Source organism: Arcticibacterium sp. GJ41-1 (genome assembly GCF_055808875.1).
Window position 1 is genome coordinate 1891314 of record NZ_CM147888.1, and the last position, 14353, is coordinate 1905666.

At 37.6% G+C, this 14353-nt stretch carries 12 protein-coding genes; 3 read left to right on the top strand and 9 right to left on the bottom strand.

Annotated elements, in window-relative coordinates:
* Nucleotides 1-10: 10 nt before the first annotated feature.
* The 6 genes from AC0L6O_RS07655 to AC0L6O_RS07680 form a co-directional block, all read right to left on the bottom strand.
* Complete coding sequence (locus tag AC0L6O_RS07655; protein WP_473307558.1) at nucleotides 11-136, bottom strand: hypothetical protein; 126 nt, start codon at nucleotides 134-136, stop codon at nucleotides 11-13.
* Nucleotides 124-3315, bottom strand: a complete 3192-nt coding sequence (locus AC0L6O_RS07660) for a SusC/RagA family TonB-linked outer membrane protein (protein ID WP_473307559.1) — start codon at nucleotides 3313-3315, stop codon at nucleotides 124-126. The genes AC0L6O_RS07655 and AC0L6O_RS07660 overlap by 13 nt, the downstream gene beginning before the upstream one ends.
* A gap of 384 nt (nucleotides 3316-3699) precedes the next feature.
* Nucleotides 3700-6312, bottom strand: a complete 2613-nt coding sequence (gene mutS, locus AC0L6O_RS07665; RefSeq protein ID WP_473307561.1) for a DNA mismatch repair protein MutS — start codon at nucleotides 6310-6312, stop codon at nucleotides 3700-3702.
* Between the two features lie 125 nt (nucleotides 6313-6437).
* Nucleotides 6438-7253 (bottom strand): sialate O-acetylesterase, encoded by an 816-nt coding sequence (locus AC0L6O_RS07670; RefSeq protein ID WP_473307563.1) that lies wholly within the window; start codon nucleotides 7251-7253, stop codon nucleotides 6438-6440.
* 107 nt (nucleotides 7254-7360) lie between these two features.
* Nucleotides 7361-8665: a UDP-N-acetylglucosamine 1-carboxyvinyltransferase gene (gene murA, locus AC0L6O_RS07675; protein WP_473307565.1), complete on the bottom strand. Its 1305-nt coding sequence runs from the start codon at nucleotides 8663-8665 to the stop codon at nucleotides 7361-7363.
* Between the two features lie 24 nt (nucleotides 8666-8689).
* The gene (locus tag AC0L6O_RS07680) at nucleotides 8690-9358 is read right to left on the bottom strand and encodes a DUF4290 domain-containing protein (RefSeq protein WP_473307567.1); all 669 of its coding nucleotides are present in this window, start codon (nucleotides 9356-9358) and stop codon (nucleotides 8690-8692) included.
* Nucleotides 9359-9505: 147 nt separating this feature from the next.
* On the opposite strand from AC0L6O_RS07680, the gene AC0L6O_RS07685 reads away from it, so the two are divergent.
* Entirely contained in the window at nucleotides 9506-11056 is a 1551-nt protein-coding gene (locus AC0L6O_RS07685; protein ID WP_473307568.1) for a glycoside hydrolase family 10-like protein, read from the top strand.
* Nucleotides 11057-11062: 6 nt separating this feature from the next.
* A complete protein-coding gene (locus AC0L6O_RS07690) occupies nucleotides 11063-11575 on the top strand; it encodes a DinB family protein (RefSeq protein WP_473307569.1) in 513 nt (170 codons plus the stop codon).
* A gap of 6 nt (nucleotides 11576-11581) precedes the next feature.
* Here the strand turns inward: AC0L6O_RS07690 and AC0L6O_RS07695 are convergent, their stop codons facing one another.
* Nucleotides 11582-12490, bottom strand: coding sequence for a DUF58 domain-containing protein (locus AC0L6O_RS07695; RefSeq protein WP_473307570.1), 909 nt, complete (start codon nucleotides 12488-12490; stop codon nucleotides 11582-11584).
* Between the two features lie 4 nt (nucleotides 12491-12494).
* Nucleotides 12495-12971, bottom strand: coding sequence for a septal ring lytic transglycosylase RlpA family protein (locus tag AC0L6O_RS07700; RefSeq protein WP_473307572.1), 477 nt, complete (start codon nucleotides 12969-12971; stop codon nucleotides 12495-12497).
* 251 nt (nucleotides 12972-13222) lie between these two features.
* Between AC0L6O_RS07700 and AC0L6O_RS07705 the strand changes: the two genes are divergently transcribed.
* Nucleotides 13223-13588, top strand: coding sequence for a DUF3276 family protein (locus tag AC0L6O_RS07705; RefSeq protein ID WP_473307574.1), 366 nt, complete (start codon nucleotides 13223-13225; stop codon nucleotides 13586-13588).
* On the opposite strand, the gene AC0L6O_RS07710 is transcribed toward AC0L6O_RS07705, so the two are convergent.
* A complete protein-coding gene (locus tag AC0L6O_RS07710) occupies nucleotides 13589-14230 on the bottom strand; it encodes an oxidoreductase (protein WP_473307575.1) in 642 nt (213 codons plus the stop codon).
* Nucleotides 14231-14353 lie beyond the last annotated feature (123 nt).

Genomic DNA, 14353 nt, shown 5'->3' on the forward strand with positions numbered 1-14353 from the left:
AATTTCTTTATTAATAATTAACTCTTAATGAGAATATGAAAGATCGTGTTCCTGGGGAATTGAAATAATCCATGTTTCTTCCAGCCGGAACACCTGAAATGTTGGTGTCTGGGTCAATACCGACTACCTTGTCCACAATAAAAGGTTACGGCCAGTAAGGGTAAACTCAACAGACTGAAGCTTGGTTTTTTCTCTAAACTTGGCGGAGTTTAAAGCGTAAGACATAGATAGTTGTCTTAATCTGGTCCAGCTTCCGTCATCCACAAATTGTTCTTTTAAAGAGCCAAATCCACTACCCAAAGTAGTGTACCATGACTGGTCTAATAAAACATTTCCAGCTCCAAAATCTTCGATATTTCCTCTTACGGTACTTCCTGCTGGAATAACTTGACCCGCATAGTTTTTGGTATCTTCTGTTAAAGTAACCTCGTTCCCAGTGTCGGCATGTGTTCCAAATGTGTACATTACTCCTCTGGTTCCATTAAAATAATCTGCACCTTGTGAAGTTTCAAAAAGTACGTTCATCGAGAAGTTTTTATATTTCACTGTGGTTCCAAGGCCGCCAATCCAATCTGGGTTTGGGTTTCCTACCACACCAGTTACTGGGTCGGCAGTAGGGAAACCATTGGCATCTAAAACTCTTTCTCCTCCTTCGTCTACAGCGTATTTACTACTCCAGAATACACCTACTGGCTCACCAACAACCGCTCTAGCGTCAAAGAAGTTATTGATACCGCCTTGTAAGAATAGTGATTGAGTTCCTGCTAAATCAAGAACCAAACTTCTGTTTCTGGTAAAGTTTACGTTCATGCTCCAGTCAAAATTGCCTTTTTGAAGGATGTCATAACCTAATTCCATCTCAAGGCCTTTGTTTTGAAGCGAAGCTGCGTTAGTATATTTGGTAGAGAAGCCAGTGGTAGGGGCAAGGGTTACTGGCACTAGTACGTCTTCCACTTTATTGTAGTAATATGTGGCAGACAGTTTTAGCTTACTTTTTAATAATCTTAGGTCAACTCCTATTTCGTATTCTGTTTTTCTTTCAGGCTTTAAATATTGGTCTCCCAATGAGCTGCCTTGGCTAAATGCACCATTGCCAAACTGAGAGCCAACCAAGTTATCTCCCCATGGGCTAGCAGAGAAAGATGTGGAGGAGAAGATTGTGTTTGATAAATAAGGCAAAGGCTGAACACCTACGATTCCGAAAGATGCTCTTAGTTTTCCAAAGTTGAGAAAGGGTACGCTTTTAGCGAAGTCATGGTTTGTAAATAACCAAGCCACATCAGCAGATGGATAATAAAATGTTTTATCAGCCAATTTACCAAAAGTCGAAGCTGATTCAGCTGCGGCTGAAAGGTTCAAGAATAAGTAATCTTTATAGCCAAGGTTTGCAGTGACGTAAGTACGAGCCGTTTTTACAGTACTTCTAGAGTTAACTGGATTCTTATTGGTAGTTACCGCATTCGAAAAATTAGGTGGTGCATCAGCTATCAGAAAGTTTGAAATAGTGGCTCCAATATTATAATAATCACGGCTGTTATAGTTAGCACCAATTATCAAGGTTGAAAACAAATCAGGGGTAAGGTCACCCGAAATTCTTGCTAATAAATCAGTATTAAACTGTGTTTCTTTTGTTATTTGGTCATTGTATTCACCGTTTCCAGCCCCTCTAATATCATTTACAGGGAAATAGGAAATTTGATTATCGGTATATGTGTCAATGCCAACTCTCCCAATTATGTTTAACCATTTTACCGGCTCATAGTTAAGTTCCGCACTGTTTATAAATCTATCTACATCAGTGGAGTTAGTTTGTTCATAAAGAGCCCAAAGAGCGTTATTGTTAGGAGGGTTAGCTCTTGCTCCTAAATAACTTCTATAGCCACGCTGCCTATTTTCAATAGGAGAGGCCAAAGGACTGGAGTAGTAGTTTCCTTTATAATCTGAAATGTCGAAATCAGCAGGGTTTCTTGCCAAACCAACCATTCCACCTGAAAGGTTGTTTCCTCTTTGAATTCTGTCAGAGAAACTTTTAGCATAAGAAGCATTAATGCTCAATTTAAATTCATCTGTAAATTGACGCTCAGTATTTAAGCGAATAGCTGTTCTGCTATAATTACTGTTTCCTTGTTGAATACCCTTTTGACGAACATCTCCAATACTAAAGAAGAATGTTCCTTTTTTGTCTCCACCGCTAAGGCTAAGGGCGTTGTCTAAGTATGTTCCTGTTCTAAAAACTTCGTCATAGTTAGACTCATTATAAGTTTCTGTAGAGTTTTTGCTTAGAATCGGGTAGTATAATGTTCCGTCTTCGGCTTCAAAGAACTCTCCACTTGTATTCACTTCGTCAGGTCCACCGCTTCGGTCTGAGATTTTATCACCCCATGCAGAAGAGCCTGTTGCACTTGCCACTCCATTGGAGCCTTGTCCAAAGGTGTCTTGAAAAGGATGATACTTGTTGATTTTGTCCATAGAGAAGGTAGAACTGAACGAAACAGCCATTTTTCCTTCGTCACGGCCTTTTTTAGTGGTAATTATTATGACACCATTTGCCGCTCTTGAGCCCCATAGTGCAGCTGCAGATGCACCTTTCAGTATCTGCATAGATTCTATATCGCTTGGGTTAATGTCATTTAGTCTTGACTGTGGAACTACTCCTCCAGAGCTACCACCTTCTGTAGTGCTACTGATGGGTACACCATCCACCACTACAAGGGGCTGAGAGTTTCCTGTTAGGGTGTTTTGACCTCTTATTTGAATAAATGAAGCTGCACCTGGGTCACCAGCTGCTCTTGATATCTGTACACCAGAGGCCTTTCCTGCAAGTCCATTGATAAAGCTTGATTCGCCTGACTTTACTATTTTGTCTCCGGCGACTTTACTACTTGTAGAACCCAAACGGTCAGCTTCTTCTTTAAAACCTAAAGCAGTTACCACTACTTCAGACAGTGTTTTGCTAGATTCTCTTAATTTAACATCTAGAATGGTTTGGCTTCCAATGTTGACCTCTTGGGTTTCATAGCCAATAGATGAGAAAACCAGAATTCCAGCATCTACATTAATGTTTAGTTGGTATTTTCCTTCGGCGTCGGTTAAGGTTCCTACGGAGGTACCCTTTAATACCACACTTACTCCCGGAACTCCGAAGTTGGAGTCTCCATCCAATACTTTTCCTGAAATTGATTTGACATTTAATTTCTGTGTAGCCCCCGAAATGTCTTCCTTTTCAAGATTTGGGTGACTTTTGTTTGAGGCAAACATCCTAGGACTGGAACCTAGAAATGATATCGCGAATACGATAGCGTAATTTTTTTTCATACTCAGTTTAACTTTTACGGTTTAGAATTAAATAATTTTCATGTAACACCTGACAAATGGTAAAAGCTATGCGGAATATGCTGACTAATGCCTCTAGAAGGAAACACTGTAGCGGTCCAGTATTTTTCCGTAGGTCTGAAGTATAAATACGTTGTAAATGAAGAATATTAATTCTTTAAAATCCAATATGAAAAATTATAATATTGGCTTTTGTTAAAAACTTAAAATAAAAAACACAGTATAAGTCAATTTTAGCGAACTAATATTTTGTTGAGATTTGGGGCGTAGGAATAGCTCTATGCAGATTTTTTCGAATTGCGTATGAAAAAAAAGCCTTGAGGGAATCAAGGCTTTCTAGGAAGTGTTTAAAGGAGGAATATTATTTTACTCCAACAGTTTCTTTAGCTCATTAAGCTTTAATAGAGCCTCAATAGGGGATAAGGTATTCACATCAATATTTTCCATTTTCTCTTTTAACTCCTGCATTTTAGGGTCAGGGGCGTCAAAGAAACTTAGCTGAAAATTATCTTTAGGAGCTTCTCTAATTTTTTCTTTGTTTTTTTCCTTGATATTATCTTTTTCTAAGTGTAGTAAAATTTCGCTGGCTCGTAGTACTATAGACTGAGGCATTCCGGCTATTTGGGCCACATGAATACCAAAACTGTGTTCGCTACCACCTTCTTTAAGTTTACGTAAGAAAACTACCTTACCATTGACCTCTTTTACGGCTACATTGAAATTTTTAATTCTTCCAAAATCTTCTGTAAGTTGATTTAACTCGTGATAGTGGGTGGCAAAAAGAGTTCTAGGCTTGAATTTCTGATTGTTATGTAAGTATTCTGAAATGCTCCAAGCAATACTCACACCATCATAAGTGCTGGTTCCTCTGCCTATTTCATCCATGATTACTAAGCTCTTTTCGCTTAGATTATTAAGAATGGAAGCAGTTTCTGTCATCTCTACCATAAAAGTAGATTCGCCTCTAGAGAGGTTGTCACTAGCTCCTACACGTGTAAATATTTTATCTACCAATCCTATTCTGGCAGCCTCGCCAGGAACAAAACTTCCTATTTGAGCCATCAAAACTATCAAGGCCGTCTGTCTTAATAAAGCCGACTTACCTGCCATATTGGGTCCAGTGACAATGATGATTTGTTGGTCATCATCGTTAAGTATTAAATCATTAGGTACATAACTTTCTCCAGGAGGAAGTTGTTTCTCAATAACCGGATGACGTCCGTCTTTGATGTCAATAATACTGCTGTCTTCTAAATCAGGTTTACAATAGTGGTTTTGATTAGCAATTACCGCAAATGAAGCCAAAGCGTCTAAAGCAGAAATAACCCTAGCATTTTGCTGAATTTGAGGGACAAATTCGCCTGCAGCAATCACCAATTCATTGTAAATTTTAAACTCAATGTCAAAAATCTTACTTTCTGCTGTTAAGATTTTTTCTTCGTAAACCTTGAGCTCTTCGGTGATGTATCTTTCAGCATTTACCAGTGTTTGCTTTCTAATCCACTCCGTAGGAACTTTATCTTTATGGGCATTAGAAACCTCTAAATAGTATCCGAAAACCTTGTTGTAAGCTATTTTTAAAGAAGTGATTCCTGTATTAGCAGACTCTCTTCTTTGAATACCCAAAAGGAAATCCTTTCCTGAAAAAGCTATTTCATGGTATTCGTCTAGCACAGGGTCTACACCTGTTTTTATCATACCACCTCTGTTACTTACATGAGGGGCATCGTCTTTTATTTGTTTAGAAATTAAGTCAAACAAGAATTTGCAATCAGCGAGCTGGTCGGCGTACTTTTTAAATATCGGATTTCCGTCGCTGAGTCTTTCTAAAACCTCTTTTAGCGGAGCCATTTGTTTTAAAGCTCTATTCAGTTGGACTATCTCTCTTGGGCTAATTCGTCTTACGGCTACCTTAGAAATTAACCTTTCCAAATCACCAATTGGCTTTAAAAGGCTCTGGATTTCTTCTAGATGCTCTGGTTCCTTTACAAAAACCTCAACCGTATCTTGTCTGTCTTGAATTGGTTTAAGCTCTTTTAGCGGTAATACCACCCATTTTCGCAAACATCTAGCTCCCATAGGAGTGATGGTTTGGTCTAAAATATCAATAAGCGGTACACCACCTTCATGCTGTGGGAAAACCAACTCTAGGTTTCGAATGGTGAATTTATCTAACCACACGAATTTGTCCTCATCTAGCCTTGCCAAGCTAGAAATGTGGTTAATGTCGCGGTGTTCAGTGTCTTCTAAATATTGTAAGATTACACCTGCTGCTGTTACACCATCTTTAAGATTTTCAATTCCAAAGCCCTTTAGGGTTGTAGTTTTGAAGTGCTTTGTCAGGATAGGGAATGCAAAGTCGTAGGTATAGGCCCAGTCGTCAAAAGTGTAGGTGTTAAACCTGTCTCCAAAAGTTTCTTTGAACTTAGCATTATGCTGCTTGCAATAAAGAACTTCTGCCGGTGCGAAACTCTGTAATAGTTTATCAATATATGAGGCAGAACCTTCCGTACATGAAAACTCTCCTGTGGATATATCTAAGAAAGAAACACCGTAATTTTCCTTGGCTCCAAAATGAATAGAAGCTAAGTAATTATTCTGCTTGGTTTCTAGTACGTTATCATTATAAGAAACTCCAGGCGTAACCAGTTCGGTAACACCACGTTTTACTATTCCTTTGACCGTTTTTGGGTCTTCTAATTGGTCGCAAATGGCCACTCGCTCACCCGCACGAACTAACTTAGGTAAATAGGTATCTAAAGAGTGATGAGGAAAACCAGCTAATTCTTGATTTGAACCTCCATTGTTTCTTTTGGTTAAAACTATCCCTAAAATCTTAGAAGTTTTTATAGCATCAGTACCAAATGTCTCATAGAAATCTCCCACTCTAAAGAGCAATAAAGCACCTGGGTATTTAGCCTTTATCTGATTAAACTGCTTATTTAATGGGGTTTCCTTTTTGGGTTTGGATTTGGCCATTTATATTTTGAAAACAAATGTTTTATAGATTCACTAAGTCTTCAAAATTAGGGAAAATTTGATGAATTTGATATCAAAAAGGCTCCTTTTAGGGTTTAAGTAAGTTCAAATAAATTGAGAGAGACTTATTGAGCCATCATTAGATATTTCTCGGCAAACCTTTTACCTATTTCACGCTGTCCTTCTGCATTAAAATGAACGAAATCGCCTTTATGTTTAAGGTCTTGGGTGTTAATAAAATCGGTGTATTTGTCTGTGGCGGTGTAGGTATGAATTTTAGAATTTATCTTTTGCCAATTTTCGTTTGATTTAGAGTAGCCACCTATTTCGCCCATAATAATCGGCAGTTTTTTATTGCCAATTTCCTTTCTGAATTGTTTGAAAAGATTTTCAATTCTGCTGCCATAATCAGGTAGGTATTTAGCATTAGCATCACTTTCGCCTTGATGCCAAATGATGCCTTTAATGTTTCCGTAGTTTTTTGCGAGAGCTACTTTTTCTTTGAAATTAGTAAGTAGTTGAACCCCTCTATAAGTGGAGTCTCCGAGCCATTGGCTTGTAGAGCTACCGCCAATAGCCACAGGAATCATCAATACAGTAACATCTTTTGGGATGTTAGGCAGTAAGTTTTTGGCGAAGGACATTCCACAGTCAAGTCCTGTCAAATTAGGCTCGTACCAGTGAAGTGGTTCTTTGGCTAAGATAATTTCACTTTTGGAATTAATAGAAAGTATTCTTTCATGACTTAAGGTGTCATGGGGTTCTACAAAACCTCTTCCTGCCATATTTGACTGACCAGCCATGATGAATACCCAGACTTTACTTTTGTTTGGTATTTCTGAAGCTTTTTCTTCGAGCTTAGGGAAGTTAAGCTTCCAATTTTCCTGTGAGAAACAGTTTATAGAAAGTATAAATAGGAGTAGCGTAAATGTCTTTTTCATTTGATAAGGGTTGAACTTATAAATGTAAGACAAATCAATTTGAAAGTCTAGCCATAAAAAAAGGAGCGTGGTAGCACGCTCCTTTAGGGTATATTTTCTGAAATACTTTATACTCGAACTATTTCAGCTCCGATAGCATTAAGACGCTCGTCAATATTTTGATAGCCACGGTCAATCTGCTCAATGTTGTCAATAATACTGGTTCCGTCAGCAGAAAGTGCAGCTATTAAAAGTGCCACACCAGCTCTAATATCAGGAGATGTCATTCTGATTCCTCTCAAATTGTGAGCACGGTTTAGTCCTACTACAGTAGCTCTGTGTGGGTCACAAAGTATGATTTGGCCACCCATGTCAATCAGCTTATCTACGAAGAATAGACGGCTTTCAAACATTTTTTGATGTACTAAAAGTGTTCCTTTTGACTGTATAGCAGTAACCAAAATGATAGATATTAAGTCAGGCGTAAATCCTGGCCACGGAGCATCATAAATAGTTAATATAGAGCCGTCAATCAAAGTGCTGATTTCATAATTTTCTTGAGCAGGGATATAAATATCGTCTCCTCTAAATTCCATTTCAATTCCAAGCTTTTTGAAAGTAGCTGGGATAATTCCTAATTCTTTGATTTGACAGTTTTTGATGGTGATTTCTGATTTTGTCATTGCCGCTAGGCCAATGAAACTACCAATCTCAATCATATCAGGAAGCATAGTATGCTCACAGCCACCCATTTCTTCTACACCTTCTATGGTAAGTAGATTTGAACCTACGCCCGTTATTTTGGCACCCATGCGGTTAAGCATTTTGCATAACTGCTGTAAGTAAGGCTCACATGCAGCATTATATACAGTAGTGATTCCTTTGGTCATAACAGCCGCCATTACCACGTTGGCAGTACCGGTAACAGATATTTCATCCATCCATACGTAGCCACCTTCCATGTTTTCACCTTCTACGGTGTAGAAAGCGTCATCGGCTTCGTAAGTAAAAGTGGCTCCCAGTTTCTGAAAACCTACAAAGTGCGTATCAAGAGGTCTTCTACCTATTTTGTCTCCACCTGGTCTTGGTGCTTTTCCTTTAGAAAAACGAGCTAGCATAGGTCCTAAAAGCATGATGGAGCCTCTTAAAGAAGAAGCCTTTTCTTTATATGCGTCAGTTTCGAAGTAATCAAAGTTAACCTCAGATGCTTCAAATCTATATGAGCCTTCTCCTAGTTTAGTACGTTTTACACCCATGTCTTCTAAGAGTTCCATGAGTTTATTTACATCCCTAATGTTAGGAATGTTATGAATTTCTACCACTTCTTTGGTAAGAATTACGGCACAAAGAATTTGAAGAGCTTCGTTTTTAGCTCCTTGTGGTGTTAGTTCTCCTTGAAGTTTTTTGCCACCTGTTATTTTAAATGAAGACATTGATTAGGAAAAATTAGTTAGCGATTAGTACCTACGGCGTTGTTTGAATTTACCGCCCTTATTTTTATTGTTTTTATATCTTTTGCCACCGTTGGTATTTCCGCTACTTTGATTTTTACGGAAAGTTTGGGCATTATTAAATCGGTTCGGAACTCTGTTTCCATCTTTAGGATTGGCATCAGGAACTAAGCCGTCTTTTCTTATGGCATCTATTTCTGTCTGAAGCTTAAATTCAGACATTTGAAGAATTTGCTGTAAAACAGTTTCTGTCTGAATATTGTCTTTATTCCATGCTAAGAAAGAGTTTTGCATCAGCTTAACTAAGTAAGAAACAAATGCCTTACGCTCGTCAAAAGACTCAGTAGCTACTGCTTTAAGCACTAAAAGCTCAATATTTCTTCCGTAATATTTGTGCTTAAGATTGCTCTGCCTGTATGGCATTTTAGGAGGTCTTTTACCTAAAATTTCTTTTGGAGGAGGTGGGAAAGGACTGTCCACATCAAGGTCAAAATTTGCCATGATATAGAGGTCATCCCATAGTTTTTTTGAATAGTCATTTCCATCTCTCATTTGAGGATGAATCTGACGCATAAGTTCTATTAGTATATGTGCGTGTTTGGTGCGTTTGTCCTTGTCTGGTACAGAAATTACATGCTCCACCAGCTTCTGGATATTGCTTCCGTATTCTTTCATACTTTACTGTTGGGAAATTTTCGTTTGTTCAAAACGATAAAACTTTGTAGAGAGTATTCTCTCTTATGTTAACGAAGCAAATGTAGCAAAAAATACTTTAATCATACTTTTTGTGGTATTTTTAAGCCGAAATAAATAGTGCATTTAATGCCAAAACTGCTTGCTTCGGCTACATTACTCATCGTTTTATTTTATTCTTGCTCTAAAAAGCCCCTGGAATCATTTCAAAATGAAGTGGAAGTTCCTGAGTTTAAGGCTGTCAATATCAAAACGAGCATTCCTAAAAGAGAGTTTAGAGGTGCTTGGGTAGCCACTATTGCTAATATTGACTGGCCGAGCCAGAAAGGATTAAGCTCAGAGGTTCAGAAAAAAGAGTTTAAGGATATTGTAAAACATCATAAACGCAGAGGTATCAATGCTTTGCTAGTGCAAGTTAGGGCAGCTTCAGATGCATTTTATGCCAAAAGTAAAGAGCCATGGTCTGAGTGGCTGATGGGTGAGCAAGGAAAAGGTCCTCAACCATTTTATGACCCATTGGAGTTTATGATTGAGGAAGCTCATCAAGAGGGTTTGGAATTTCATGCATGGTTAAATCTTAATAGAGGGAAGCATCGTTTAGCAGGCTCTGTAATGAATAATCATTTGATTTATACCAAGCCAGAGTGGTTTATAGGGTATGGTGATTACCAACTTTACAATTTTGGTTTGCCGGAGGTGCGGTCATATATCATTGATGTGGTAATGAATATTGTGAGAGAATATGATGTGGACGGCATTCACTTTGACGATTATTTTTACCCTTATAAAGTCACTGGTTTAGAGTTGGAAGACCATGCCGCTTTTGCGAAGTATCCTAATGGTTTTAGAAATATAGAGGATTGGCGAAGAAACAATATTGACTTAATTATCAAAGGTATTTCGGATGCTATCAAGCGTGAAAAGAGTTGGGTTAGCTTTGGTATAAGTCCTTTTGGTGTGTGGCGGAACAAGTCAGATGACCCTTTGGGTTCAGAAACTAAGGGTGGGCAGCCGTCGTATGATTTACTATTTGCCGACACTAGAAAATGGGCCATGGAGGGTTGGATTGATTATATAGCTCCGCAAATCTATTTTCCTTTTGAACATAATTTAGTTCCTTACGGTACCCTGACGGATTGGTGGACTAAAAACCACGGCAAAGCCAAATTATATATTGGTCATGGGGTTTATAGAGTAGAGGAAAACTCAAGCACGAGAGCCTGGAAAGACCCAAATCAAATTCCACGTCAGCTTGATTATAATAGGTATAGCTCAGGTGTAGATGGGAGTATATTTTATAACACTAATACTTTTATTAAGAATAATCTTGGTTTGGCAGATTCTATAGCCACTCGATATAAACACCCTGCATTAGTACCTGAAGTTAATGGTGTAGTTAAAGGGATAGTTCAAACACCCAAAAGATTATTGCTGACTAATATAAAGGAGGGCGTAAAATTGACCTGGGCAAATGAAACTCCAACAGGATTTAAAAACGTAATTTATAGATTTAGGGAAGGGGAGGAGTTGAATGCTGGAGACCCCGAACATATTTTGGCAATTACTTTAAGTAGCGAATATATAGACAAGACAAGACGCACAAATACACCTTATATTTATATGATAACTGCCGTCAATAGATGGAATAAGGAAAGCGACCCTATTTTTATTAGACATTAAGTCATTATGAAAGACGAATTAATTGAAAGTTTTAAGCCATATTTAGAAAGTTTGGAGTCGTACTCTGACGAGCAATTTGCGTTTAAGCAATCGCCTGATATTTGGTCATTGGCTCAAATGTATGAACATCTTCAAGTGACTGGTTTTGTGTTTTTCTTGGCCAATATTAATAGGTGCTTAGAGCATCGTAAAGGACAATTAGGTGGAACACCTAGCAAATCAGGTTATGCTGTTTTGAAAAACAATGGTTTTCCTTTAAACCAGAAATTTAAAAGACCAGATACTGAGATGAATCCTGTAATAACTGGGCAAAGTATTGCTAAGTATAAAGAGGGTTTTGAAAAGTTACAGGAAGCACTATTGGCTATTATTGAAGCTGTAGAAAATGACACAGGAGAGTATAGAACAAATCACTTTTATTTTGGTATGCTTAACGCCAAAGAGTGGTTATTAAATACGGAGTTTCATTTTAGGCATCATCTGACTCAAAAAGAGGAGTTAGAATCTTATTTGAAATAGAGTTACTTATTTCATTTTAGCCCTTCGGGTCAAAAAAGCAGCCATAACCTGGTCAAAACCTTGGTTGATATCTGCTTCTACGAAGTCAATTTTATATTGACCACATTTTAATCTTAAGTCTTTGTAAAAGCTTTGAACGGCAGTTTGGTATTGGTCTTTTACTTGAGAAGGTTGGGCTCTTACTTTTTCGCCTGTTTCTACATCAATAAACTCATAAGGACGCTCGTCAAAATCAAAGTCACGCTCAGTGCTGTGTTCTGTCACATGGAAAATTAGCACTTCATGCTTATTATGCTTGAGATGCTGCAAAGCAGAAAAAATAGCGGTTAAATCATCCATTTTTTCAAACATGTCACTGAAGATAACTACCAGAGAGCGTTTATGAATAGAGTCGGCTATTAAATGTAAGGTTTCAGCTACTGCAGAGGTTTTGTTAGTCTGCTGCTGCGTCATGAGTTTTTCTAACTCCAGATATATTTGATGAATATGCCCACCCGTTGACTTTACTGCGGTTTGCACCTCAATTTTATCAGAAAATGCCGTTAGGCTCACAGCGTCACGCTGCTTTTTCATAAGGTTAGCGAGTGTGGCTGCCGCCAAACAGCTGAAAGTTAGCTTCCCATTATTTTTTGCAGGGTAATACATGGAGGAAGAACTGTCAATCAAAAGATGACATCTTAAGTTCGTTTCTTCTTCATATCTTTTTACAAAAAGCCTATCGGTTTTTCCGAAAACCTTCCAGTCAATGTGTTTTGTGCTTTCGCCTGCATTATAGAGTCTATGTTCGGCAAATTCCACAGAGAAACCATGAAACGGAGATTTATGTAAACCGGTAATAAAACCTTCCACCATTTGTCTGGCTAAGAGCTCCAGATTACCATATTCTCTTACTTTTCCTAAATCTAGTTTCTCCATAATATTATTTGAGCCAGTCGGCAACTTCTTCCATTACTTCCGAATTTAAAATTCTTGAAAATGGACTTGTAGATTTTATGTATACTTTGCCGTTTTGCCCTACTATCGTAGCCTCTATATCAATAACGCCACTGTCTCTCATTTTTAAAGCTTTTGCTGCTCCAGCTGAAACATCTAAAACTCTCCCTTTAACAAAAGGGCCACGGTCATTTACTCTTACCACCACTTGGGTGCCGTTTTCAGGATTTCTAACTTCTAACATCGTGCCGAAAGGTAGATTTTTATGAGCACAGGTAAATGCATTTTGGTCCATTTTTTCACCATTGGCTGTGGTTTTTCCATGGAACTTAGGACCATAAAAAGAGGCTTGACCTTTAAATTCTGTTCCCAGAAAAGGTTCATAGTTTTTTACCGCTGGCTCTCCAGAGTAAAACAAGCTAAGTATGAAAATGAATGAGATGATTTTCACATTACTGGGCATTGATCCAAATGCAAAGTTAAATAAATTGCGAGCGGTGGTTAATTATCGATGCTAATATTTGTTAAAATGATTATTGAAAATAAGTAATAGATTCTATAAAGGCTATGAAAACTCCGATTATGAGTTTTGTGTGATGTTACTGAATCTAATCTTGTCGTTGATTTTTTTGGCTATATCGAATAAAAAAGTATTTTTGACTTCTATTTTAACCTTAAAACCCTATTTGTAAAGTGCAAAACGAAGAGAGAGAAATGATATACTCAAAGCGAGTACGTGCAGGGAAACGCACCTATTTTTTTGATGTAAGAGCAACCAGAGCAAATGATTATTACTTAACGGTAACTGAAAGTAGAAGGCAGCAGAGAGACGGAGACTTTTTCTACGAGAAAAGTAAAATGTTTATTTATAAGGAGGACTTTAACAAGTTTGTTGATGCTCTTCAAGAAACAGTAGACCACATCAAAACGGAACTGTTGCCCGATTTTGATTTTGAGCAATTTGATAATAAAGATGAAACTGAAAAAGCTGTGGAGATAGCTCCTGTGGCGGAAGCAGTTAAAAATGATAAAGAGATAGATTCAGATGCTTTTGGAGGATCTGAGTTAAAATGGGAATAGCTAGAACATTTTGTCAGATTCAATTATAGAAAGACCCTTACTGGGTCTTTTTGCGTATTCAAGCATTGCCAGAGCTACTTTGTCGACATGAATAGCTTTATATTTCTTAGGAATAAGGAAGTCAAAACCTTTCATGAAAATCTTGCCTATTTTTTCTCCAATTCTAGTTTCGCCTCTATCTCCTAATAACATTGATGGTCTGAAAATACCCAAGTGAGGGAAACCAATGTTTTCTAATTTTTCTTCTATTTGTCCTTTCACTTGATTGTAAAAGAAGCTAGAGTTTTTATCTGCACCCATGGAGCTAACAATAGCAAATAGGCTTGCCCCATTTTTGAATGTATTTTCTGCAATTTGAAAGGGATAATCTTCGTCAACTCGTTTGAAAGATTCCTTAGAACCAGCTGTTTTTATAGTGGTACCTAAGGTGCAAAATACATGATCGGTTTTCAGTTCTAGTTCGTTTATATTGTCAAAGTCAATAACTTTTTGTTCTAAAAGTGGATGCTCTAAATCTAATTTGCGTCGTACTAAAATCGTGACTTTGTTATAATTGTTGCTTTTTAAAAGCAGCTTTAATAGTGATTGACCTACTAGGCCTGAAGCACCTACTAATAGAGCAGATTTTGTAGCTGTTGACATATTGCTTTTTTTAGATGATGTTTGTTCTTTAACAAAAAAGCGGTGATTTTAGTTTACCGAAAAAGGTAGAAAGCTAGTTTAGAGTTAGTTTATGCCATTTTATCTTATATTTGTCTTAATAAA

What these genes read in the sequence shown, in the direction of transcription:
- AC0L6O_RS07710 (WP_473307575.1), bottom strand. Translation starts at nt 14,230, where the DNA reads ATGTCAACAGCTACAAAATCTGCTCTATTAGTAGGTGCTTCAGGCCTA.
- AC0L6O_RS07670 (WP_473307563.1), bottom strand. Translation starts at nt 7,253, where the DNA reads ATGAAAAAGACATTTACGCTACTCCTATTTATACTTTCTATAAACTGT.
- AC0L6O_RS07680 (WP_473307567.1), bottom strand. Translation starts at nt 9,358, where the DNA reads ATGAAAGAATACGGAAGCAATATCCAGAAGCTGGTGGAGCATGTAATT.
- AC0L6O_RS07700 (WP_473307572.1), bottom strand. Translation starts at nt 12,971, where the DNA reads ATGCCCAGTAATGTGAAAATCATCTCATTCATTTTCATACTTAGCTTG.
- AC0L6O_RS07660 (WP_473307559.1), bottom strand. Translation starts at nt 3,315, where the DNA reads ATGAAAAAAAATTACGCTATCGTATTCGCGATATCATTTCTAGGTTCC.
- AC0L6O_RS07685 (WP_473307568.1), top strand. Translation starts at nt 9,506, where the DNA reads ATGCCAAAACTGCTTGCTTCGGCTACATTACTCATCGTTTTATTTTAT.
- AC0L6O_RS07705 (WP_473307574.1), top strand. Translation starts at nt 13,223, where the DNA reads ATGATATACTCAAAGCGAGTACGTGCAGGGAAACGCACCTATTTTTTT.
- mutS (WP_473307561.1), bottom strand. Translation starts at nt 6,312, where the DNA reads ATGGCCAAATCCAAACCCAAAAAGGAAACCCCATTAAATAAGCAGTTT.
- AC0L6O_RS07690 (WP_473307569.1), top strand. Translation starts at nt 11,063, where the DNA reads ATGAAAGACGAATTAATTGAAAGTTTTAAGCCATATTTAGAAAGTTTG.
- murA (WP_473307565.1), bottom strand. Translation starts at nt 8,665, where the DNA reads ATGTCTTCATTTAAAATAACAGGTGGCAAAAAACTTCAAGGAGAACTA.
- AC0L6O_RS07695 (WP_473307570.1), bottom strand. Translation starts at nt 12,490, where the DNA reads ATGGAGAAACTAGATTTAGGAAAAGTAAGAGAATATGGTAATCTGGAG.